The organism is Klebsiella sp. PK01, from assembly GCF_057624675.1.
The window spans coordinates 464,796-487,791 of sequence record NZ_JBYEZM010000005.1 but is presented as its reverse complement, the minus strand read 5'-3'; the positions used below and the strand labels follow the sequence as shown (position 1 = coordinate 487,791).

Below are 22,996 nucleotides of genomic sequence, written 5' to 3'. Positions count from 1 at the left end.
TATTGAAGCGTAGTCCGGGCTATAAGGATGTCAAAAAGAGAAGGGTCGCGATCAGGCGATTTCTTTGAATTCCGGCATGCTGGTTAATTCATCTTCCATCACTTCGCGTGCCGCGCGGACGCACTTACCGCATTGATTTCCAACGGGAATAAACTTGCGTAATTGTTGAAAAGATTGCGGTTGAAATTGACGCACAACCTGGCGGATTTTTTTATCGCTAACGCCATTGCACAAACAAACGTACATATAAACTCCCGTTCAATTTATGCACAAAGTTTAAATGAGAATAGTTATGATTACAATAGACTGTTTATTAATTATCCGTAGCGGCGCACTTTATGAATATTTAAACCAACCTGGCTTATCACCAAATCACAGACAGCAAAAAGGGCGCCGAAGCGCCCTTTTTAATTCAAAGCTAACGAATTAGCCCAGAACTTTAGCTACAACGCCCGCGCCAACGGTACGGCCGCCTTCACGGATTGCGAAACGCAGACCGTCGTCCATCGCGATCGGGTGGATCAGGGTAACAACCATTTTGATGTTGTCGCCCGGCATTACCATCTCTACGCCTTCCGGCAGTTCGATGGTACCAGTCACGTCAGTAGTACGGAAGTAGAACTGCGGACGGTAGCCTTTGAAGAACGGAGTATGACGGCCGCCTTCGTCTTTGGACAGGATGTACACTTCAGATTCGAACTTGGTGTGCGGCTTGATGCTGCCCGGCTTAGCCAGTACCTGACCACGTTCGATTTCTTCACGTTTGATACCACGCAGCAGAACACCTACGTTCTCACCAGCACGGCCTTCGTCCAGCAGTTTGCGGAACATTTCAACGCCAGTACAGGTGGTTTTCGCGGTTTCTTTGATACCAACGATTTCAACTTCTTCACCAACTTTGATGATACCGCGCTCTACACGACCGGTAACAACGGTACCACGACCGGAGATGGAGAATACGTCTTCGATCGGCAGCAGGAACGGCTTGTCAATCGCACGCTCTGGTTCCGGGATGTAAGAATCCAGGAAGCCAGCCAGTTCGATGATTTTCGCTTCCCACTCTGCGTCGCCTTCCAGCGCTTTCAGAGCAGAACCACGAACGATCGGAGTGTCGTCGCCCGGGAAATCGTACTGAGACAGCAGTTCACGAACTTCCATCTCAACCAGTTCCAGCAGCTCTTCGTCATCAACCATGTCGCATTTGTTCAGGAACACGATGATGTACGGAACGCCTACCTGACGACCCAGCAGGATGTGCTCACGAGTCTGCGGCATCGGGCCGTCAGTCGCAGCAACAACCAGGATCGCGCCATCCATCTGAGCAGCACCGGTGATCATGTTTTTAACATAGTCGGCGTGGCCCGGGCAGTCTACGTGTGCGTAGTGGCGAGTCGGGGTGTCATATTCAACGTGAGAAGTGTTGATGGTGATACCACGAGCTTTTTCTTCCGGCGCGTTATCGATCTGGTCGAATGCGCGAGCAGCACCGCCGTAGGTTTTAGCCAGTACGGTGGTGATTGCAGCGGTCAGAGTAGTTTTACCATGGTCGACGTGGCCGATAGTACCAACGTTGACGTGCGGTTTTGTACGTTCAAATTTTTCTTTAGACACGGCTATATTCCTTACTATAGTGCTCTCCCCTCAGGAGAGAGCACGGGACTTAGGTTTTAATCCTGTGGATTATTTACCACGGGCTTCAATAACGGCCTGAGCAACGTTGTTCGGCGCATCATCATACTTCAGGAATTCCATGGTGTATGATGCACGACCTTTGGTCAGAGAACGCAGCTGAGTTGCATATCCGAACATTTCAGACAGCGGAACTTCAGCGTGGATCTTAACGCCAGTTACTTCAGATTCTTGACCGCGCAGCATGCCGCGACGACGGCTCAAGTCACCGATTACGTCACCGGTGTTCTCTTCCGGAGTTTCTACTTCAACCTTCATGATCGGCTCAAGCAGAACTGGTTTCGCTTTCTTAAAGCCTTCTTTAAAGGCGATAGAAGCGGCCAGTTTAAACGCCAGCTCAGAGGAGTCAACGTCGTGGTAAGAACCGAAGTGCAGACGGATACCCATATCAACTACCGGGTAACCAGCCAGCGGACCAGCTTTCAGCTGTTCCTGGATGCCTTTATCAACGGCCGGGATGTATTCGCCAGGGATTACACCACCTTTAATGTCGTTGATGAACTCGTAACCTTTCGGGTTAGAGCCCGGCTCCAGCGGGTACATGTCGATCACAACGTGACCGTACTGACCACGACCACCAGACTGCTTGGCGTGTTTACCTTCAACATCGGTAACTTTCTGGCGAATCGCTTCGCGGTAAGCAACCTGAGGTTTACCGACGTTCGCTTCAACGTTGAATTCACGCTTCATACGGTCAACGATGATGTCGAGGTGCAGCTCACCCATACCGGCGATGATGGTCTGGTTAGACTCTTCGTCAGTCCATACGCGGAATGACGGGTCTTCTTTAGCCAGACGACCCAGAGCCAGACCCATTTTTTCCTGGTCAGCTTTGGTTTTCGGCTCAACGGCGATGGAGATTACCGGCTCAGGGAATTCCATACGCTCCAGAATGATCGGCGCATCCGGGTCACACAGGGTGTCACCAGTGGTTACGTCTTTCAGACCGATAGCGGCAGCGATATCGCCCGCGCGAACTTCTTTGATCTCTTCACGTTTGTTAGCGTGCATCTGAACGATACGACCGAAACGCTCACGTGCAGCTTTCACGGAGTTCAGTACGGTATCACCAGAGTTAACCACACCGGAGTACACACGGAAGAAGGTCAGGTTACCAACAAACGGGTCGGTAGCGATTTTGAACGCCAGTGCAGAGAACGGCTCGTCGTCGCTTGCGTGACGCTCAGCCGGGGTATCTTTACCGTCGTCCAGGATGCCGTTGATTGCCGGAACATCAACCGGGGATGGCAGGTAATCAATTACCGCATCCAGCATCGCCTGAACACCTTTGTTCTTGAACGCAGAACCGCAGGTTACCAGGATGATTTCGTTGTTCAGAACGCGCTGACGCAGAGCTTTTTTGATCTCTTCTTCAGTCAGTTCTTCACCACCCAGGTATTTTTCCATCAGCTCTTCGGAAGCTTCCGCAGCGGACTCGATCAGGTTCTGGTGCCATTCGTCAGCCAGGTCCTGCATGTCAGCCGGGATATCTTCGTATTCGAAGGTAACGCCCTGGTCTGCATCGTTCCAGTTGATGGCTTTCATTTTCACCAAGTCAACAACACCGGTGAAACCTTCTTCAGCACCAATTGCCAACTGCAGCGGAACCGGGTTCGCGCCCAGACGGGTTTTGATCTGACCAACAACTTTCAGGAAGTTCGCACCCATGCGGTCCATTTTGTTAACGAACGCAATGCGCGGAACTTTATATTTGTTTGCCTGACGCCATACGGTTTCAGACTGCGGCTGAACACCACCAACTGCGCAGTAAACCATTACCGCACCATCAAGAACACGCATGGAACGTTCTACTTCGATAGTGAAGTCAACGTGCCCCGGGGTGTCGATGATGTTTACACGGTGCGGTTCATACTGTTTAGCCATACCAGACCAGAATGCAGTAGTCGCAGCGGAAGTGATGGTGATACCACGTTCCTGCTCCTGCTCCATCCAGTCCATGGTAGCGGCGCCGTCATGAACTTCACCGATTTTGTGGTTTACACCGGTGTAGAACAGAATACGTTCGGTAGTAGTGGTTTTACCGGCGTCGATGTGCGCACTGATACCGATGTTACGGTAGCGTGCGATGGGTGTTGTACGAGCCATTTGATTCCTCGTTTATTTCTTTAGGCGTTCAGTTAAGTTATCCAGAGCGGGCGACTCATCTGAAACGCCCGCCTGGTGACTATGACTCCGAAGGGATTACCAACGGTAGTGTGCGAACGCCTTGTTGGCTTCGGCCATACGGTGAACGTCTTCACGTTTCTTAACTGCAGTACCTTTGTTGTCTGCAGCGTCAGTGAGTTCGTTCGCCAGGCGCAGAGCCATGGATTTATCACCGCGTTTACGAGCAGCTTCAACGATCCAACGCATTGCCAGGGCATTACGACGAACCGGACGTACTTCAACTGGAACCTGATAAGTAGAACCACCTACGCGGCGGGACTTAACTTCGACAGTCGGGCGCACGTTTTCGAGCGCAACTTCGAAGGCTTCCAGTTCAGTTTTACCAGAGCGCTGAGCCAGGGTCTCCAGCGCGCTGTATACGATAGTTTCTGCAGTAGATTTTTTACCATCTACCATCAGGATATTTACAAATTTAGCCAGCAGTTCTGATCCGAACTTCGGATCCGGCAGAATTTTACGCTGACCAATGACGCGACGACGTGGCATGGAAATACTCCGTTGTTAATTCAGGATTGTCCAAAACTCAAAGAGTTTAGTTTGACATTAATATAAAACGTTTGGCCTTACTTAACGGAGAACCATTAAGCCTTAGGACGCTTCACGCCGTACTTGGAGCGAGCCTGCTTACGGTCTTTAACGCCGGAGCAGTCAAGCGCACCACGAACGGTGTGGTAACGAACACCCGGAAGGTCTTTAACACGACCGCCACGGATCAGGATCACGGAGTGCTCCTGCAGGTTGTGACCTTCACCACCGATGTAGGAGGTGACTTCGAAACCGTTAGTCAGACGCACACGGCAAACTTTACGCAGTGCGGAGTTCGGTTTCTTAGGAGTGGTGGTATATACGCGAGTACATACGCCACGTTTCTGCGGGCAGGCTTCCAGCGCCGGCACGTTGCTCTTTGCAACTTTGCGCGCGCGTGGTTTGCGTACCAGCTGGTTAACTGTTGCCATTAAATAGCTCCTGGTTTTAGCTTTTGCTTCGTAAACACGTAATAAATCGCCTCATATAATATGAGGACGCAGAATTTTAGGGCGGTGCCGAAAAGGTGTCAAGAAATATACAACGATCCCGCCATTACCAGGCCAACTGACCTTCATGTTTGACCGTAAGACTGACGAAATCAGTATAGTCAACCCTGACGACACTGTCCGCAATTTGACCAGCCAGCCCGCGGGCTTCGATATCGTCTTGCAGAGCATGTAGGGTTATGGGGGCGGATTGCAGGATTTCAAGGAAACGGCCGCCGTCAATCGCCGCGACCACGCCATCGGAGAGCAGCAGCAGATCGTCACCTGGCTTCACCAGACGCAGCATCGCATCGATATCGGCGTGCCAGGGAGAGACGCTTAGAGTATGGAGCATCTGGGCCTCAGAATCGTAGAATCACGTTGAACTCGTCAAGCCGGGCGCGCAGCGCTTCTGGCTCGAGGCTTTCTGCATCCACCACCCACGGCGTATCGGCGGCCAGACCGCGTTCGCGGGCAGACGCCGCGCATAGCCAACACTGTTCGATGTCATACAGCGATAACAGCTTGAAGGTGGCGATATAATCACGGGCGAGGATTTTTCCCGGCTGCTGGCCAGGGATAATCTGAAACACGCCGTCGCCGACAAAGAAGACGCCGAGATCATCGGTAAGCGCCGAGGTCGCCAGTAAGGCGTCCAGCCCTTCCCTGCCGGCTGCGCTGCCGTGCGGCGCGGAAGAAAATACGAAGGCCACGCGTTTCATCAGAACTGCACCATTCTATCGCAGGTTAACGACGCTTCAGCCAGCGCGCCTAGTCCGCTTAAGGTGAATCCCGGCTGCAGATTCTGCGCCGGCAAACCAAGCTGCTGCGCTTCGCATTCATCGGTCACGCCGCGGCGTAGCGCGGCTGCCACGCAAATGTGCAGCGCAACGGCATGTTCATCATGCAGGCGCTGCCAGTGACGCACCAGGTCTACCTCATCGCTGGCAGGGGCCGTCAGCTGATTGGCGTTGTAGACTCCTTCGCGATAGAAAAACACGCAGGCCAGTTCATGCCCTGCGTTAATAACCGCCTGCGCAAACTGCCACGCGCTACTGGCCTGCTGAGTACCGTAGGCAGGCCCGGTTACCGTGATGGCAAAACGCATTACTTATCGAGTCCCTGGAAATCACCGCTTTTAAACTGGCGGATGTAGAGGTACACCGTGTGTTTAGAGATATTCAGGCGATCGGCTACCTGGTTAATCGCATCTTTGATATCGAAGATGCCTTTCTCGTAAAGATTCAACACGATTTGGCGGTTTTTCGCGTTATTCGACACGTTGCGATCGGCATTCACCTCTTCAATGGTGAACTCCAGCGTTTGTGCGACCAGGTCATCTACCGACGAGGCGAAGTTGACCTGCGAGTTGACTTCCGGCGTTTCCGGCGGAATGAAAGTGCTCATAATCTGCGAGAACGGGACATCGAGGTTCATGTTGATACAAAGCAGACCAATCACCCGATGTTCGCGGTTACGTATGGCGATAGTCACCGATTTCATCAGCACGCCGCTTTTCGCGCGGGTAAAATAGCACTTCGATACGCTGCTATCCGCTCCCGTCATATCGTGCAGCATACGTAACGCCAGATCGGTAATCGGCGAGCCAATTTGGCGGCCGGTGTGTTCACCGTTAGCGATACGAATAGCGGAGCATTTTAAATCCTGCAGTGAGTGCAGCACGATTTCACAGTGGGAGCCAATGAGCATCGCTAACCCGTCCACCACCGCTTCATAGGATTTTAGGATATCGAAGTCGGTCTGGTCGAAAGGACGTTGATCCAGCAGGTCAAGCTCGCTGGTTTCGTTGGTTAAAAGCGACCTGGACATGTAAAAAAGCACTCCTTTTCAGGAGCCTGTCGTTATCGTCAGGGCAGGCTCATCATCATTATTAAGCTATCTAAAGTAATACAGCGCCTGAGGAATTTTCCAGTTTTAATTATATCTGCTGCCAATAAAAAAGCCGCCGCCCCTGAAGGCGGCGGCTTATGGCAGATTACTTCTTAGCGTCTGCAGCCGGTGCTTCGGCAGCGGCTTCTGGCTTAGCATCAGCCTTCGGAGCCGGTTTGATGTCCAGCAGTTCTACATCGAATACCAGCGTAGAGTTAGCCGGGATACCCGGAACGCCAGTTTTGCCGTAAGCCAGATCCGGTGGGATGACCAGCTTGATTTTGCCGCCTTTTTTGATGTTTTTCAGGCCTTCGGTCCAGCCCGGGATAACGCCATCAAGACGGAAAGAGAGCGGCTCGCCGCGGGTGTAAGAGTTGTCGAACTCTTTACCATCGATCAGCGTACCTTTGTAGTTCACCACGACGGTATCGCTGTCTTTCGGCGCATCGCCGGTACCGGCTTTCTCGACTTTATACATCAGGCCGGATTTAGAAGTTTTCACGTCCTTCTCTTTAGCGAAGGCGTCACGGAACGCTTTGCCTTTGGCATCGTTCTCGGTCGCATCTTTTTCCATCTTCTGCTGAGCGGCGGTTTTCACGCGGGTCTCAAAGGACTGCAGAGTGGTTTCAATTTCTTTGTCGGACAGTTTGCTCTTATCGGCAAACGCATCCTGCACGCCGGCGATCAGCTGGTCTTTATCCAGTTTGATACCCAGCTTCTCTTGTTCTTTCAGGGAGTTTTCCATGTAACGGCCGAGGGATGCACCCAGCGCATAAGCGGATTTTTGATCGTCATTTTTAAATGCCGATTTGCTGTCCGCCGCCGGTGCGGCTTTTGCTGCGGTATCGGCAGCAAAGGTCAGCGGTGCATTCAGGGCAACGGCCATCGTGGTCGCCAGCAGCGTTACTTTAAACAGTGATTTCATCCATTTCTCCAGGGCCGGGGCATCTCACCCCAGGGTTATCATAAAAAGCAAAAAACGTACTATAGAACGTTGCAGAACAAATCTACATACGGACCTACCTGAATATCGCCTCATTTCAGACTATTTTTGTATGAATTAGTTTCCTCTCTGACGTTACGATGCTGCGTTAACGCGGAAACTTGAGTAGAATCCGCCCGCAAACAAGACAGAAGAGGCGACCTATGAACGATAGCACAATGGAGACGCGTCTGGCGGAACTGGAAAGCCGACTGGCGTTTCAGGAGATCACCATCGAGGACCTCAACAAAACCGTCACGGCGCATGAAATAGAAATGGCCAAAATGCGCGAACATATGCGCTTGATGATCGAAAAACTGAAAGCGACGCAGCCGTCGCACATCGCGTCACAGTCTGAAGAGACACCGCCTCCGCATTATTGAGACGTAAAAAAAGCGGGTCTCCCCGCTTTTTTTGGCTATTCGCGCGAACGCGACGCCATTAGTGGCAACCGCAACCGCCGTTACCGCAACCACCTTTGCCGTGTTCATGGTCGTGACCATGATCGTGGCCGTGGCCGCCGCAGCAACCGTCATGACCGTGGTCATGATCGTGATCGTGGCCATGAGCGCCGTGTACGTGACCGTGCTCCAGCTCTTCTGCAGTGGCTTCGCGCAGGGCGACAACTTCTACGTTGAACTTCAGATTCTGGCCAGCCAGCATGTGGTTGCCGTCAACCACCACGAAATCGTCGCCGACTTCGGTGATTTCTACCGGTACCGGACCCTGGTCGGTTTCAGCCAGGAAGCGCATGCCAACCTGCAGTTCGTCAACGCCCATGAAGACGTCTTTAGGAACGCGCTGAACCAGGTTTTCGTCATACTGGCCGTACGCGTCATTCGCGCCGACTTCGACATCAAATTTGTCGCCCACTTCGTGGCCGTTTAATGCGTTTTCCAGGCCGGAAATCAGGGAACCGTGACCATGCAGGTAGTCCAGCGGCGCACTCACCGGAGACTCATCAACCAACACACCGTCTTCTGTACGTACCTGATAGGCCAGGCTGACCACCAGGTCTTTTGCTACTTTCATGATATCTCCTGAGCATGGGAAGAATAGTGGCGCAGATTGTAGCGGAATTCTGCAGCCGTGTACCCTCTAGCTTAAAAAAAGCCGACAGATAACGCTAGTCCGGATGAAAAATGCCGATCACTTGCTCTTCTTTGCGAACGTGTTCGCGGACCTCTTTATCGGCCTCGCGCATCTGATGTCCGCACTTAACACACTCAACAATATCGACATTATTCTCGCGCCACATCGCCAGTGAATCCTGTGCCTGGCACGCCGGACATTTTGCGCCGGCAATAAAACGTTTACGTACCGCCATTTTGCTCTACCTTTTATTCAAACTCGTCCCAGCCGTCCAGCTGCCGGCTTTCTTTCTGCATCTCACGCTCAAAAATCTCTTCCAGCTCGCGCCGGGCTTCCCGCACGCGGGATATCTGTACGGTATCAGTATGCACCGGCATTAACTCGCGAAGCATTCGCATATCGAGGCGTCGAAAGTGTAACTGCGCGCGCTGCGCCTGATGCGGATGCATTCCCAGAGTCACCAGCGCCTTGCGCCCCAATTCCAGGGCGCTGGAGAAGGTTTCACGCGAGAACTGCGTCACGCCGGCCTGTAATAGCTCATGCGCCTCTACGCGCCCCCGCGCTCGCGCCAGAATATGCAGGTGGGGAAAATGCTGTTGGCACATCTCCACCAGCTTCATGGTATCTTCCGGCTCGTTGCAGGTAATCACGATAGACTGCGCCTCTTCCGCCCCCGCCGAGCGCAGCAGCTCAAGCTGCGTCGCATCGCCGAAATAGACTTTGTAGCCATATTTGCGCATCAGGTTGACCGCGCTGATATCGCGTTCAAGCACGGTAATACGCATTTTATTGGCCATCAGCAGGCGCCCAATCACCTGACCAAAACGCCCGAAGCCGACGATAATCACCTGTGGCTTATCATCCTCGACCCACGGCGCCTCATCGGTATCCTCCGCCGGGTTAAGCCGTCGTGACAACACTTTATCAATGACCTTCATCAGGAGCGGCGTGGTCATCATCGATAAGGTTACGGTAACCAGCAGCAGCGCCATTTGATCGTTATGGAACAGCTTCTGCGAAGCCGGCATGGAAAAGAGAACAAAGGCGAACTCGCCGCCCTGGCTCAATACGCCGGCGAACTGCGTGCGCTCGGAGCTGCGCAAACCATATAGCCGGGCCAATACATAAAGCACCAACGCTTTAACCGCCACCAGCGCGGCGACGCTCAGCGCGACCCACAACAGATGGGTATATAGCACGCCAAGATTCAGCGCCATACCGACGGAGATAAAAAACAGCCCCAGCAGCAGGCCTTTAAACGGCTCAATAGCGATTTCCAGCTCGTGGCGATATTCGCTTTCCGCCAGCAGCACGCCGGCGATAAACGTCCCCAGCGCCATCGACAGCCCCAGGGCGTCCATAAACAGCGCGGAACCCAGCACCAGCAGCAGCGTGGCGGCGGTGAAGACCTCACGCACGCCGGAACCAGCGATAAAGCGGAATACCGGGCGCAGCAGAAAACGGCCGCCAATCAGCATGCCGGCGAATGCCAGCACCTTCATCCCTACCGACATCCAGTTGAAGTTATCGTCGCCGTGTCCGGCGAGCAGCGGGACCAGCGCCAGCGCCGGGATCACCGCTAAATCCTGAAATAACAGAACTGAAAAACCCAGCTGGCCGGATTCGTTACGGCTCATTCCTTTCTCGCGCATCAGCTGCAGCGCCATCGCGGTAGAGGACATCGCCAGACCAATACCGCCCACTACGGCCGCCTGCCACGAAAACCCGGTGACCACCAGCAATCCGCCGAGGATCGCCGCGCTAAACAACACCTGCGCCGCGCCGACCCCGAATATTGAGTTGCGCAGTTGCCACAGTTTGGCGGGGTTGAGCTCAAGGCCGATGATAAACATGAGAAACACGACGCCCAGCTCGGAAAAGTGAAGAATTTCATCCACATCGCTAATAAACCCGAGCCCCCACGGGCCAATCGCAATCCCGGCCAGCAGGTAACCGAGTACGGCGCCAATACCCAGCCGGGCCGCCAGCGGAACCGCCACCACGGCGGCAAACAAAAACAGTACCCCTGCTAATAGCAAATCAGCTCCCGCCATTGGCGCCTCCTGTTGCAACAGGATTCGCGAGCCAATCGCGGTACGCGCGGGCGTGGCTTTGCAAATCTTCCGGCCGCTGTCGGCGCGCCCAGTAGACAATAATCGGACTCAGCCAGTGCATGCGGCACATGCCGGCCGTTAACTCAAAAGGGCGCAGAATATCGTTCATCGGATAGCGGTTAGCATCGCGGCGGTAAGCGCTCTCCGGCTCGCCGGTGGTGATCACGCTACGCCAGTACTTTCCCGCCAGTTGATTTCCTCCCGCGCCGCTGGCGAAGCCGCGGCTCAGCACCCGGTCCAGCCACTCTTTCAACAATGCCGGGCAGCTCCACGTATACAGCGGATGTTGGAACACAATCACCTGATGCTGACGCAGGAGATCCTGCTCATGGGCGATATCAATAAAAAAATCTGGATAGTGCGCATAAAGATCGTGCACGGTGACATTCGGCAACTGTAAAGCCGGTTCAAGCAACACCCGGTTGGCCACGGAATCCTGAGATTCTGGGTGGGCATACAGCAGCAACACTTTCGCTGTCTGAGACATCATTCCCCTCCCGAACGTCATCTGGCGGCTTGCGAAGCGGCTGCGTCTCGACGCAACCAGAATGACTTTGTCTATCGTCTTCATTTTGGGCTACCATTGCGGCCCAATGGAGCGTTTCGCTTCCACACTACATTATCATAAAGACAAATTAACATAGTCTGAACATACGGCGCCTTATGATTGTTTTCTCCTCGTTACAAATTCGTCGCGGCGTACGCGTCCTGCTGGACAACGCCACCGCCACCATCAATCCTGGCCAGAAGGTCGGTCTGGTAGGTAAAAACGGCTGCGGTAAATCTACGTTGCTTTCGCTTTTGAAAAACGAGATAAGCGCCGACGGCGGCTCCATGACCTTCCCGAGCAACTGGCAGCTGGCGTGGGTTAATCAGGAAACGCCGGCCCTGCCGCAGCCGGCTATTGATTATGTTATTGATGGCGATCGCGAGTTCCGCAAGCTGGAAGCCGATTTACAGCAGGCCAATGAGCGCGACGACGGCCATGCCATCGCCACCGTCCACGGTAAGCTGGATGCGATTGACGCCTGGACGATTCGTTCCCGCGCCGCCAGCCTGCTGCACGGCCTTGGATTCAGTAACGAACAGCTCGATCGGCCGGTCAGTGATTTCTCCGGCGGCTGGCGTATGCGCTTAAACCTCGCGCAGGCGCTGATCTGCCGTTCCGATCTGCTGCTGCTCGACGAACCGACCAACCACCTCGATCTTGATGCGGTGATCTGGCTGGAAAAGTGGCTAAAGGGCTATAACGGTACGCTGATCCTGATTTCCCACGATCGTGATTTCCTCGATCCGATCGTCGATAAAATTATTCATATCGAACAGCAAACGATGTTCGAATACACCGGTAACTACAGCTCGTTTGAAATCCAGCGCGCGACCCGTCTGTCGCAGCAGCAGGCCATGTATGAAAGCCAGCAGCAGCGCGTAGCCCACTTGCAGAGCTACATCGACCGTTTCCGCGCCAAAGCCACCAAAGCGAAGCAGGCGCAGAGCCGTATCAAAATGCTTGAGCGTATGGAGCTTATCGCCCCGGCGCACGTCGATAACCCGTTCCACTTCAGCTTCCGCGCGCCGGAAAGTCTACCGAACCCGTTACTCAAGATGGAGAAAGTCAGCGCCGGCTACGGCGAACGAATTATTCTCGACTCCATCAAGCTGAATCTGGTACCCGGTTCGCGTATCGGTCTGCTGGGGCGCAACGGCGCCGGTAAATCAACGCTGATTAAGCTGCTGGCCGGCGAACTACAGCCGCTGTCCGGTGAAATTGGCCTGGCTAAGGGCATTAAGCTCGGTTACTTCGCCCAGCATCAGCTCGAATTCCTGCGCGCCGATGAGTCGCCGATACAGCATCTGGCCCGCCTGGCGCCGCAGGAGCTGGAACAAAAATTGCGCGACTACCTCGGCGGCTTTGGATTCCAGGGGGATAAAGTCAGCGAAGAGACCCGCCGTTTCTCCGGCGGCGAAAAAGCGCGTCTGGTGCTGGCGTTAATCGTCTGGCAGCGCCCTAACCTGCTGCTGCTCGATGAACCGACCAACCACCTTGATCTTGATATGCGCCAGGCCTTGACCGAAGCGCTGATCGACTTCGAAGGGGCGCTGGTCGTGGTCTCGCACGATCGCCACCTGATCCGCTCCACCACTGACGATCTGTATCTCGTGCACGACGGTAAAGTCGAACCTTTTGATGGCGATCTGGAAGATTATCAGCAGTGGCTGAGCGATTCGCAGAAGCAGGAAAACCAGACTTCTGAAGCGCCAAAGGATAACGGCAACAGCGCGCAGGCGCGTAAGGATCAAAAACGCCGCGAAGCCGAACTGCGTACGCAAACGCAACCGCTGCGTAAAGAGATTGCCCGTCTGGAAAAAGAGATGGATAAACTCAACGCGCAGCTGGCGCAGGCGGAAGAGAAACTGGGCGACAGCGAGTTGTATGACGCCTCGCGCAAAGCGGAATTAACCGCATGCCTGCAGCAGCAGGCGAGCGCCAAATCAGGGCTCGAAGAGTGTGAGATGGCGTGGCTCGACGCGCAGGAACAGCTGGAGCGGATGCTGCAGGAAAGTTAATGAGTAACCGCCCGGCGGTGAGAGAAAATTCATCGTCGGGACTTTCTGCTTAGGCATCCCGGGAGACTTTCCGAAATTCATCGCTCAGCCATTCTCTTGAGTCATTTTCATGTAATCTATACCGATTACCCGCAAGACCACATATTGGCTAACCGCCCACTTTTATGCGCGGTATAGTGTTCTAAAAGTTTCTTAATAATCCTGGTACTATGGTTGAAATAACCCCGACAGCAGTGACGCCCCCCGATAACGACTCGCGTGAATTCCATCCGATGCGCGGCGTGGGCAATCGTCATCTGCAAACCATGCTGCCGCGGATCATCCGCCGCAAGCTCCGATTTACGCCGCACTGGCAACGCCTTGAGCTGCCGGATGGCGATTTCGTCGATCTGGCCTGGAGCGAAGACCCCGCCGGCGCGCGCCACAAACCGCGACTGGTGGTCTTTCACGGTCTGGAAGGCAGCCTGCACAGCCCTTACGCCCACGGTTTGATTCACGCCGCCATGCAGCGCGGCTGGCTCGGGGTGGTGATGCATTTTCGCGGTTGCAGCGGCGAGCCGAATCGCAACAGTCGTATTTATCACTCTGGCGAAACGGAAGACGGTACCTGGTTCCTGCACTGGCTGCAGCGCGAGTTCGGCGCCGCGCCGACGGCGGCGGTAGGCTATTCGCTTGGCGGCAACATGCTGGGCTGTCTGCTGGCGAAAGAAGGCGACAATATTCCGCTCGATGCAGCCGTCATTGTCTCGGCGCCCTTTATGCTGGAAGCCTGCAGCTACCATATGGACAAAGGATTTTCGCGCGTCTATCAGCGTTACCTGCTCAACCTGCTGAAAGCCAACGCCGCGCGCAAGCTGAAAGCCTATCCAGGCTCGCTGCCGGTCGATCTTCGCCAGCTTAAAAGCATGCGCCGCATCCGCGAATTCGACGACATGATCACCGCCAAAATCCACGGTTTCGCCGATGCGCTAGACTATTACCGACAGTGCAGCGCGATGCCGCGCTTAAGCGATATCACCAAGCCGACGCTGATCATTCACGCGAAAGACGATCCGTTTATGGACCATCATTCAATTCCGCCGCAGGAACAACTGCCGGCTAACGTCGAATATCAGCTCACGGAACAGGGCGGCCACGTTGGCTTTGTCGGCGGTACGCTGCGAAAACCGCAAATGTGGCTGGAGCAACGTATTCCGGATTGGTTAACCCGCTGGCTGGGAGGACAAGCATGATTATTCCCTGGCAGGATCTCGATCCCGAAACGCTGGATAATCTGATTGAAAGCTTTGTGTTGCGCGAAGGCACCGATTATGGTGAACATGAACGTTCGCTTGCCGATAAAGTCGCCGATGTAAAACAGCAGCTTAAAACCGGGGAGGCCGTGCTGGTGTGGTCAGAACTGCACGAGACGGTCAACATCATGCCCCGCAAGATGTTTAACGGCTAAGCGCCATGCCCCTCTAACCGCGAGTGCCTGGCGCGATACGGCGACACACCATCACTTAATCAGGGAGTTGTTATGTCTGCCAAACATCCAGTGATCGCAGTCACGGGCTCCAGCGGCGCGGGCACCACCACCACCAGCCTCGCGTTTCGCAAAATTTTCTCGCAACTGAACCTGCATGCCGCGGAGGTCGAAGGGGATAGCTTCCATCGCTATACTCGCCCGGAAATGGACATGGCGATCCGCAAGGCGCGCGATCAGGGCAAACACATCAGCTACTTTGGCCCGGAAGCCAATGACTTCAGCCTGCTTGAACGCACCTTTTTAGAGTACGGCGAATTCGGCAAGGGCCAGTCGCGCAAATACCTCCATACCTACGATGAAGCGGTTCCCTGGAATCAGGTTCCCGGCACCTTTACCCCATGGCAACCGCTGCCTGAACCGACCGACGTGTTGTTTTATGAAGGGCTGCACGGCGGCGTGGTGACGCCGCAGCATGACGTGGCGAAACATGTCGACCTGCTGGTCGGCGTGGTGCCGATCGTCAACCTTGAATGGATCCAGAAGCTCATTCGCGATACCAGCGAACGCGGCCATTCGCGCGAAGCGGTGATGGACTCGGTGGTGCGTTCGATGGAAGACTATATCAATTTCATCACCCCGCAGTTCTCACGCACCCATATCAACTTCCAGCGTGTGCCGACGGTCGATACCTCGAATCCGTTTGCCGCCAAAGGCATTCCATCGCTCGACGAAAGCTTCGTGGTGATTCACTTTCGCAATTTGCAGGGGATTGATTACCCCTGGCTGTTGGCGATGCTACAGGGGTCGTTTATCTCGCATATGAACACCCTGGTGGTGCCAGGCGGTAAGATGGGGCTGGCGATGGAGCTCATTATGGCGCCGCTGGTCGAGCGCTTGATGGAAGGCAAAACCATTAGTTAAGGGCAAAATAAAACCCCGGTCGCCGTGCTGCCGGGGTTAGTGTCCCGCTACGTCAATTCGTCTCAGGCTTCGATCACTTCGTAAGAGTGGGTGATGTTGACGGCCTTTTCCAGCATCAGCGCCACCGAGCAGTACTTCTCCGCGGATAAATCCACCGCACGGGACACCGCCGCATCCTTCAGCTCTTTACCGGTGACGATAAAGTGCAGATTGATATGGGTGAACAGGCGCGGCGCCTCTTCACGGCGTTCAGAGGTCAGCTTCACTTCGCAGTTGGTGACGTTTTGACGCCCTTTTTGCAGGATAGACACCACGTCAATTGCGCTACAGCCGCCCGCCGCCATCAGCACCATTTCCATCGGGCTGGGCGCTTTGTCCCCGGAGTTGCCATCCATTAAAATCTGGTGGCCGGAGGCCGACTCACCGATGAAGGTTAGACCTTCCACCCATTTCACACGCGCTTGCATAAAATTTAACTCCGCTGTTGCAATTTTCCTGACAGATTACGCGCACATAACAAATCTCGCAACGGAAGGCGACCTGGGTCATGCTGAAGCGAGACACCAGGAGACATGCGGTGAAAGCTATGCTAAAACAGTCTGGATGCTACAGTAATACATTGATGTACCGCATGTATGCTGAGGAGTTCACATTACAGGCTGCATAAATTGAGCAGCCAGCTTCCCAGGCATAGGGAAAAATACGATTGCATGCCCGGATGCCGTGTAGTGTCGGCGTCCGGAGATAGCTTATAACAGAGGATAACCGCGCATGGTGCTTGGCAAACCGCAAACAGACCCTACCCTTGAATGGTTCTTGTCTCATTGCCACATTCATAAGTACCCATCAAAGAGCACGCTGATTCACCAGGGTGAGAAAGCGGAAACGCTTTACTACATCGTAAAAGGCTCCGTGGCTGTACTCATCAAGGATGAAGAAGGTAAAGAGATGATCCTCTCTTACCTCAACCAGGGCGATTTCATCGGTGAATTAGGCCTGTTTGAAGAAGGTCAGGAACGTAGTGCCTGGGTACGTGCGAAAACCGCATGTGAAGTGGCCGAGATCTCTTACAAAAAATTCCGTCAGTTAATCCAGGTGAACCCGGACATCCTGATGCGCCTCTCTTCGCAGATGGCGCGTCGTCTGCAGGTCACTTCCGAGAAAGTCGGTAACCTTGCTTTCCTCGACGTGACGGGCCGTATCGCTCAGACCTTACTGAATCTGGCGAAACAGCCTGATGCCATGACCCACCCGGACGGGATGCAGATCAAAATCACCCGCCAGGAAATTGGCCAGATCGTCGGCTGTTCTCGTGAGACGGTTGGCCGTATTCTGAAGATGCTGGAAGATCAAAATCTGATCTCCGCACACGGTAAAACTATCGTCGTCTACGGTACCCGTTAAGTCGCTAAACGGCGTATTGCTCCGCGCAGTACGCCGTTTTTGTTTCTCCCATGTGGCGCAGGCTGATTTACCACCCGGAAGTCAACTACGCACTGCGGCAAACGCTGGTGCTGTGTCTACCTGTGGCCATCGGGCTTCTGCTCGGCCATCTGCAGCAAGGGTTGCTGTTCTCGTTAGTTCCCGCCTGTTGCAATATCGCCGGTCTCGACACCCCGCATAAACGCTTTTTCAAACGCCTGATCGTTGGCGGCTGCCTGTTTGCCGGCAGCAGCCTGATTGTGCAATTGCTTCTGGCGCGGGACATCCCGTTGCCGCTTATCCTCAGCGCGCTGGCGCTGATTCTCGGCGTGACGGCGGAAATCAGTTCGCTGCACGCTCGCCTGTTGCCGGCATCGCTTATCGCCGCCATTTTTACCTTAAGCCTGGCCGGCAATATGCCCATCTGGGAGCCGCTGCTTATCTATGCGCTGGGAACCTTGTGGTACGGACTCTTTAACTGGTTCTGGTTTTGGCTCTGGCGGGAGCAGCCGCTGCGCGAGTCGTTAAGCCTGCTTTACCGCGAACTGGCTAATTATTGCGAGGCCAAATATAGCCTCCTGACGCAGCACACTGACCCGACGACCTCCCTGCCGCCGCTGCTTACCCGCCAGCAGAAGGTGGTCGATTTAATTACCCAATGCTACCAGCAGATGCATATGTTAGCCGCCAACCAGCGTAGCGATCATAAGCGCCTGCTGCGCGCGTTCCAGGTTGGGCTGGATCTGCAGGAACATATTTCAGTGAGCCTGCACCAGCCGGAAGAGGTACAAAAACTGGTGGAGCGCAGCCATGCGGAAGCGGTTATCCGCTGGAACGCGCAGACCGTCGCCGCGCGTCTGCGGGTGCTGGCGGATGATATTCTCTACCACCGCTACCCGCGTCGCTTCCAGATGGATAAGCAAATCGGCGCGCTGGAAAAAATCGCTTATCAGCATCCCGATAACCCGGTAGGCCAGTTCTGCGCCTGGCACTTCAGTCGTATCGCCCGCGTGCTGCGCACCCAGCGCCCGCTGTACGCACGTAACCTGATGGCGGATAAAGAACGGCGCCTACCGCTACTACCGGCGCTGAAGAACTACCTGTCATTGAAATCCCCGGCGCTGCGCAACGCCGCGCGCATCAGCGTAATGTTGAGCATCGCCAGCCTGATGGGCAGCGCCCTACATCTGCCGAAGCCGTACTGGATCCTGATGACCGTGCTGTTCGTGACGCAAAACGGTTACGGCGCCACCCGCGTGCGGATTGTCCACCGGGCGGCAGGCACCCTGGCGGGCCTGGTGATCGCCTGGCTGACCCTACATTTCCACGTACCGGAGAGCTACACGTTAAGCGGTATGTTGTTCATCACGCTGCTGAGCTATCTCATCATCCGTAAACACTACGGCTGGGCGATGGTGGGCTTTACCGTCACCGCGGTATATACCCTGCAGTTGCTAACGCTTAACGGCGAGCAGTTCATCGTCGCCCGCTTTATCGATACCATCATTGGCTGTCTGATCGCCTTTGGCGGGATGGTCTGGCTATGGCCGCAATGGCAGAGCGGCCTGCTACGTAAAAACGCCCACGATGCCCTGGAGGCCGATCAGGAGGCTATTCGGCTGATCCTTAGCGCCGATCCGCAGGCCCCGGCGTTGGCCTACCAGCGTATGCGCGTCAACCAGGCGCACAACGCCCTGTATAACTCGCTTAACCAGGCGATGCAGGAACCGGGCTTTAACTCGCACTATCTGGAAGATATGAAGCTGTGGGTAACCCATAGCCAGTTTATCGTTGAGCATATCAACGCCATGACCACGCTGGCGCGCGAGCATACGATGCTAACGCCTGACCTGGCGCAGCGGTATCTGGAATCGTGTGAAATTGCCCTGCAGCGCTGTCAGCAGCGTCTGGATTCAGACGGGCCGGGCAGCGCGGGCGATGTGAATATTATGGAATCCCAGGACGGGGAAGTGTTGCGTGGGCCGCTCAGCACCCTTGAGCAGCATTTGCAGCGGATCCTCGGCCATCTGAACACCATGCACACCATTTCGTCGGTGGCATGGCGTCAGCGTCCGCATCACGGCATCTGGCTACGCACGACTAAGCGCTAAGTACGTTTTTAACCGCCTGCGCGAAGCGCGCCATCCCTTCGGCGATATCGCTATCATCAATCACCAGCGACGGCACAAAGCGCATTACGTCCGGCCCGGCGTTTAACACCATCACCCCGGCCTCCGCCGCGGCATAGAGGAAATCGCGCGCGCGTCCGTGATGCTGCGGCTTAAGCGCGGCGCCGATTAACAGTCCCATGCCGCGGATGTCGCTGAACAGATCAAACTGCGCATCGATCTGCTGCAGGTGTTCAACAAACAGCGCCCGTTTGGCATTGACGCCCGCCAGCACCTGCGGCGTGTTAATCAGGTTGAAAGCCGCGGTCGCCACCGCACAGGCCAGCGGATTGCCGCCGTAGGTGGAGCCATGGGAACCGGCATGGAAGGCGCTGGCGATTTCATTGGTGGTTAACATCGCGCTAATCGGGAAACCGCCGCCGAGCGCTTTCGCGCTGGTCAGGATGTCCGGCGTCACGCCGTAATGCATATAGGCGAACAATGAACCGGTACGGCCCATACCGCACTGCACTTCATCAAATACCAGCAGCGCCTGATGCTGGTCGCACAGATCGCGCAGCCCCTGCAGGAACGCTGGCGTCGCCGCCATCACCCCGCCCTCGCCCTGAATCGGCTCAACCACCACCGCGCAGGTATGGTCATCGATCACCGCTTTCACCGCCTCGAGATCGTTAAATGGAACATGCACGATATCTGCCGGTTTCGGCCCGAAACCGTCAGAGTATTTCGGCTGACCGCCGACCGAGACGGTGAACAGCGACCGTCCGTGGAAAGCATTATGGAAAGCGATGATTTTGGTTTTGTACGGACTATGGCGAGTGATCGCGTAATGACGCGCCAGCTTGAACGCCGTTTCGTTGGCTTCCGTTCCGGAGTTCATAAACACCACGCGCTCGGCAAAAGTGGCATCTACCAGCTGGCGCCCCAGGCGCAGCGCCGGCTCGTTGGTAAAAACGTTGCTGGTGTGCCACAGGGTCTCGCCCTGCTCACGCAGCGCCGCCACCAGCGCCGGGTGGCAGTGGCCCAGCGCGGTCACCGCAATCCCGCCGGCAAAATCAACGTACTCTTTGCCCTGCTGATCCCAAACGCGGCTGCCTTTCCCCTTCACCGGAATAAACTCCGCCGGTGCATAAATCGGCAGAATGACTTCATCGAATGTGGCGCGGGTGATTGCCGGTTGCTCTGTTGCCATGTGATGCCCATCCTTCTGTGTAACGTGCAATGATTGCGAAGTTTTAATCACAAAATATGCATAATAAATCACCTCATGGCAACTACAAATCAGCGTTTAAGGAAGTTTTCCAGCAACTGGTGTCCCTGTTCGCTAAGAATGCTCTCCGGGTGGAACTGCACGCCTTCGAGATCCCACTGGCGATGGCGGATACCCATGATTTCACCGCTGGCGCTGCGGGCGGTAACGATAAAATCCGCGGGAAGGGTCGGCGGGTCGATAACTAATGAATGGTAGCGCGTAACGGTAAGCGGGTTGTTTAGTCCCTGAAAAACGCCCTCGCCGTTGTGCTCAATCAGCGACGTTTTACCATGCATGACCTGCGCGGCGCGTACGATGGTGGCGCCAAAGACCTGGGCGATGGCCTGATGACCCAGACACACGCCGAGCAGCGGTGTTTTACCGGCATAGCGGCGGATAACGTCCAGCGAAATACCGGACTCATCCGGCGTGCAGGGGCCCGGCGAAATGACGATTTTCTCCGGCGCCAGCGACGCTATCTCTTCCAGCGTTAACTCATCGTTACGCTTAACCAGCACCTCCGCCCCCAGTTCACAAAAGTACTGGTACAGATTCCAGGTGAAAGAGTCATAGTTATCGATTAGCAGGATCATAGCGGCTCCGGAAAAAACAAAACCGGGCTATTCTACTCAGATTCCCGCGCTTCGCTCACCACTTTACGAAAGATCCGCTCCAGCGGCTCCGGGTCGCCCATCGCGCCCAGCTGGTTAGCCTGGCTCCACGCATCCGGATCGATGCCCCGCCAGTCGAGCAGGTAACCGGCGTGAATGGCCAACTGTTCGAAGAAGATCCTTTGCGTCAGGCCGTTGCCAAGGCGGAAAGGATGCAGGACATTGATTTCGCCGTAGTACCAGCTCAGGCGCTCGACGAAGGTCTCCCGGGGGAGTTCACGCAGATAGTCCTCTTCTTCCAGCTTGCGCATCAGCGCGTTACCCTCTTTCTCTATCCACGCGAAGTGGCAAAACGGCGTATCGCCCTGGTAGATATCGATTTCCCGCAGTTTACCCGCCCAGTCAAAGAGATCCTGATAAAGTTGCCGGTGAATGGCGCAGAGATGCGGTAAGCCGCGGCCGCGCGGGCCCAACGGGATCGTCGCCGCGCGCAGCGAAGTGAATTCCCATGCAGTTTGTTCCAGCCGTTGCGCCTGATGGATACCCAGCCGGTTACGCAGCACATCCAGCGCCGGATAGAGATAGGGGTCGCGACCGTCGCCATATTTATCGCTCATGACGCCTCCTCAGCTCGGCAAGACGCGCCAGCGCTTCCTCAGCCGTCAGGCTAACCAGCGGTACCGTCGCGCCTTCAAGGCGTCTGCTGGCCTGAAAATTGGCGTTGCGGGTCTGTTCCCAGAGCCGGGATTTTTGCTTATCGGTGAGTAAACGCATGGTCGCCTCCCTTATCGTCCCCTGTGTGCCACAAGTATAAGCAGCAATTTCGGGTTACGCAGAGAGGCAAGCCAGGCGCAGGCGGACCGCCCGCGCCAGAAGAGGGTTACGGCAGCACTTTCGCCGAAAGAATAACGACCGGTTTAGACGGAACATTTTGGTACGGGCCAACGTTGTGGGTCGGAACCTGAGAGATTTTGTCGGCGACGTCCATACCCTTCACCACTTTACCAAATACCGCATAGCCAAAATCACGCTGGCCGTGGTCGAGGAAGGCGTTATCCGCCACGTTGATGAAGAACTGGCTGGTCGCGCTGTCCTGATCGGCGGTACGCGCCATGGCGATCGTCCCGCGGGTATTACGCAGGCCATTGTCGGCTTCGTTTTTAATCGGCGGGTTAGGCTGCTTTTGCTGCATCTGCTCGTTAAAGCCGCCGCCCTGCACCATAAAGCCTGGGATCACCCGGTGGAAGGTCGTGTTGTTATAGAAACCGCTGTTCACGTACTTCAGGAAGTTATCGACAGAAATCGGCGCCTTCTGGCTATTCAGCTCCAACTCGATGTTGCCAGCAGAAGTGGTCAGCAGTACGTGCGGGTCGCCCTTGGCCGCCATGGCGGGGGAGAATGCTGAAATGGCGAATACGGCAGCCATCGCCGCCAGAGTGGATTTGAGCATGGAAATTCCTTAACGGAGCAGAGTAAAAAGCAAGTGCCTTGATTCTAAAGAGCCTTTGCATAGCGGGCTAGCCTTTTACCTAATTTTACTTAGCTGAAACACTTGTTACGAACTGACTCAATCCTCTCACCGTTCACTAATGTGATGGAGATCACATAAATCCATGCAATAAATTCTACATTTCAATATAAACGTTTGCCTTCATCAC

Annotated in this window: 27 protein-coding genes; 7 read left to right on the top strand and 20 right to left on the bottom strand. The window is 55.0% G+C overall.

Annotated elements, in window-relative coordinates:
* Positions 1-51 precede the first annotated feature (51 nt).
* The 10 genes from bfd to fkpA all read right to left on the bottom strand — a co-directional run bounded on the left by bfd (position 52) and on the right by fkpA (position 7,704).
* A complete protein-coding gene (gene bfd / locus AC22LX_RS18580; RefSeq protein ID WP_015369419.1) occupies positions 52-246 on the bottom strand; it encodes a bacterioferritin-associated ferredoxin in 195 nt (64 codons plus the stop codon).
* Between the two features lie 180 nt (positions 247-426).
* On the bottom strand, positions 427-1,611 hold the full coding sequence (gene tuf / locus AC22LX_RS18575) for an elongation factor Tu (protein WP_015369418.1): 1,185 nt from the start codon (positions 1,609-1,611) through the stop codon (positions 427-429).
* Between the two features lie 69 nt (positions 1,612-1,680).
* Positions 1,681-3,795, bottom strand: a complete 2,115-nt coding sequence (fusA, locus tag AC22LX_RS18570; protein WP_045375915.1) for an elongation factor G — start codon at positions 3,793-3,795, stop codon at positions 1,681-1,683.
* Between the two features lie 96 nt (positions 3,796-3,891).
* Positions 3,892-4,362 (bottom strand): 30S ribosomal protein S7, encoded by a 471-nt coding sequence (rpsG, locus tag AC22LX_RS18565; protein WP_015369416.1) that lies wholly within the window; start codon positions 4,360-4,362, stop codon positions 3,892-3,894.
* Between the two features lie 95 nt (positions 4,363-4,457).
* Positions 4,458-4,832 carry a 30S ribosomal protein S12 gene (rpsL, locus tag AC22LX_RS18560; RefSeq protein ID WP_000246815.1) on the bottom strand — a complete coding sequence of 125 codons (375 nt, stop codon included), beginning with the start codon at positions 4,830-4,832 and terminating at the stop codon, positions 4,458-4,460.
* A gap of 124 nt (positions 4,833-4,956) precedes the next feature.
* The gene (tusB, locus tag AC22LX_RS18555; protein ID WP_045394886.1) at positions 4,957-5,244 is read right to left on the bottom strand and encodes a sulfurtransferase complex subunit TusB; all 288 of its coding nucleotides are present in this window, start codon (positions 5,242-5,244) and stop codon (positions 4,957-4,959) included.
* Positions 5,245-5,251: 7 nt separating this feature from the next.
* Positions 5,252-5,611: a sulfurtransferase complex subunit TusC gene (gene tusC, locus AC22LX_RS18550; RefSeq protein WP_045394885.1), complete on the bottom strand. Its 360-nt coding sequence runs from the start codon at positions 5,609-5,611 to the stop codon at positions 5,252-5,254.
* Entirely contained in the window at positions 5,611-5,997 is a 387-nt protein-coding gene (tusD, locus tag AC22LX_RS18545) for a sulfurtransferase complex subunit TusD (RefSeq protein WP_487334133.1), read from the bottom strand. The genes tusC and tusD overlap by 1 nt, the downstream gene beginning before the upstream one ends.
* On the bottom strand, positions 5,997-6,719 hold the full coding sequence (locus AC22LX_RS18540) for a helix-turn-helix transcriptional regulator (RefSeq protein WP_004868391.1): 723 nt from the start codon (positions 6,717-6,719) through the stop codon (positions 5,997-5,999). The genes tusD and AC22LX_RS18540 overlap by 1 nt, the downstream gene beginning before the upstream one ends.
* Positions 6,720-6,885: 166 nt before the next feature.
* The gene (gene fkpA, locus AC22LX_RS18535) at positions 6,886-7,704 is read right to left on the bottom strand and encodes an FKBP-type peptidyl-prolyl cis-trans isomerase (protein WP_487334132.1); all 819 of its coding nucleotides are present in this window, start codon (positions 7,702-7,704) and stop codon (positions 6,886-6,888) included.
* 221 nt (positions 7,705-7,925) lie between these two features.
* On the opposite strand from fkpA, the gene AC22LX_RS18530 reads away from it, so the two are divergent.
* Entirely contained in the window at positions 7,926-8,144 is a 219-nt protein-coding gene (locus tag AC22LX_RS18530) for a protein SlyX (protein WP_015369411.1), read from the top strand.
* Between the two features lie 58 nt (positions 8,145-8,202).
* Here AC22LX_RS18530 and slyD read toward each other — a convergent pair whose 3' ends face one another.
* The 4 genes from slyD to kefG all read right to left on the bottom strand — a co-directional run bounded on the left by slyD (position 8,203) and on the right by kefG (position 11,457).
* Complete coding sequence (slyD, locus tag AC22LX_RS18525) at positions 8,203-8,793, bottom strand: peptidylprolyl isomerase (RefSeq protein ID WP_015369410.1); 591 nt, start codon at positions 8,791-8,793, stop codon at positions 8,203-8,205.
* 94 nt (positions 8,794-8,887) lie between these two features.
* Entirely contained in the window at positions 8,888-9,088 is a 201-nt protein-coding gene (locus tag AC22LX_RS18520; RefSeq protein WP_004106389.1) for a YheV family putative zinc ribbon protein, read from the bottom strand.
* A 13-nt stretch (positions 9,089-9,101) separates the two neighbouring features.
* Positions 9,102-10,907, bottom strand: a complete 1,806-nt coding sequence (gene kefB / locus AC22LX_RS18515) for a glutathione-regulated potassium-efflux system protein KefB (RefSeq protein WP_015369409.1) — start codon at positions 10,905-10,907, stop codon at positions 9,102-9,104.
* A complete protein-coding gene (gene kefG / locus AC22LX_RS18510) occupies positions 10,894-11,457 on the bottom strand; it encodes a glutathione-regulated potassium-efflux system ancillary protein KefG (RefSeq protein ID WP_047065853.1) in 564 nt (187 codons plus the stop codon). The genes kefB and kefG overlap by 14 nt, the downstream gene beginning before the upstream one ends.
* A gap of 173 nt (positions 11,458-11,630) precedes the next feature.
* On the opposite strand from kefG, the gene AC22LX_RS18505 reads away from it, so the two are divergent.
* The 4 genes from AC22LX_RS18505 to AC22LX_RS18490 all read left to right on the top strand — a co-directional run bounded on the left by AC22LX_RS18505 (position 11,631) and on the right by AC22LX_RS18490 (position 15,924).
* Positions 11,631-13,535, top strand: coding sequence for an ABC transporter ATP-binding protein (locus tag AC22LX_RS18505; protein WP_487334131.1), 1,905 nt, complete (start codon positions 11,631-11,633; stop codon positions 13,533-13,535).
* A gap of 209 nt (positions 13,536-13,744) precedes the next feature.
* A complete protein-coding gene (locus AC22LX_RS18500) occupies positions 13,745-14,767 on the top strand; it encodes a hydrolase (RefSeq protein WP_045375901.1) in 1,023 nt (340 codons plus the stop codon).
* A complete protein-coding gene (locus AC22LX_RS18495; protein WP_015369405.1) occupies positions 14,764-14,982 on the top strand; it encodes a YheU family protein in 219 nt (72 codons plus the stop codon). The genes AC22LX_RS18500 and AC22LX_RS18495 overlap by 4 nt, the downstream gene beginning before the upstream one ends.
* Before the next feature lie 72 nt (positions 14,983-15,054).
* Positions 15,055-15,924 (top strand): phosphoribulokinase, encoded by an 870-nt coding sequence (locus tag AC22LX_RS18490; RefSeq protein WP_015369404.1) that lies wholly within the window; start codon positions 15,055-15,057, stop codon positions 15,922-15,924.
* Between the two features lie 62 nt (positions 15,925-15,986).
* Here the strand turns inward: AC22LX_RS18490 and AC22LX_RS18485 are convergent, their stop codons facing one another.
* Positions 15,987-16,391 (bottom strand): OsmC family protein, encoded by a 405-nt coding sequence (locus AC22LX_RS18485; RefSeq protein ID WP_015703648.1) that lies wholly within the window; start codon positions 16,389-16,391, stop codon positions 15,987-15,989.
* A gap of 304 nt (positions 16,392-16,695) precedes the next feature.
* Here AC22LX_RS18485 and crp point away from each other — a divergent pair, with 304 nt between their 5' ends.
* Positions 16,696-17,328, top strand: a complete 633-nt coding sequence (gene crp, locus AC22LX_RS18480; RefSeq protein WP_000242758.1) for a cAMP-activated global transcriptional regulator CRP — start codon at positions 16,696-16,698, stop codon at positions 17,326-17,328.
* Between the two features lie 50 nt (positions 17,329-17,378).
* On the top strand, positions 17,379-19,457 hold the full coding sequence (locus tag AC22LX_RS18475; protein ID WP_045394881.1) for a YccS/YhfK family putative transporter: 2,079 nt from the start codon (positions 17,379-17,381) through the stop codon (positions 19,455-19,457).
* Here AC22LX_RS18475 and argD read toward each other — a convergent pair.
* The 5 genes from argD to ppiA form a co-directional block, all read right to left on the bottom strand.
* Positions 19,447-20,667 (bottom strand): bifunctional acetylornithine/succinyldiaminopimelate transaminase, encoded by a 1,221-nt coding sequence (gene argD, locus AC22LX_RS18470; RefSeq protein ID WP_063447542.1) that lies wholly within the window; start codon positions 20,665-20,667, stop codon positions 19,447-19,449. The two genes, AC22LX_RS18475 and argD, sit on opposite strands and share 11 nt — an antisense overlap.
* Before the next feature lie 89 nt (positions 20,668-20,756).
* Positions 20,757-21,320, bottom strand: coding sequence for an aminodeoxychorismate synthase component 2 (gene pabA / locus AC22LX_RS18465; protein WP_045394877.1), 564 nt, complete (start codon positions 21,318-21,320; stop codon positions 20,757-20,759).
* Between the two features lie 32 nt (positions 21,321-21,352).
* Entirely contained in the window at positions 21,353-21,955 is a 603-nt protein-coding gene (locus AC22LX_RS18460; RefSeq protein WP_045394875.1) for a putative adenosine monophosphate-protein transferase Fic, read from the bottom strand.
* Positions 21,945-22,112, bottom strand: a complete 168-nt coding sequence (locus AC22LX_RS18455; RefSeq protein WP_064571555.1) for a YhfG family protein — start codon at positions 22,110-22,112, stop codon at positions 21,945-21,947. Before AC22LX_RS18455 ends, AC22LX_RS18460 begins: the two co-directional genes overlap by 11 nt.
* A 106-nt stretch (positions 22,113-22,218) precedes the next feature.
* Positions 22,219-22,788 carry a peptidylprolyl isomerase A gene (ppiA, locus tag AC22LX_RS18450; RefSeq protein ID WP_015369397.1) on the bottom strand — a complete coding sequence of 190 codons (570 nt, stop codon included), beginning with the start codon at positions 22,786-22,788 and terminating at the stop codon, positions 22,219-22,221.
* Between the last annotated feature and the right edge of the window lie 208 nt (positions 22,789-22,996).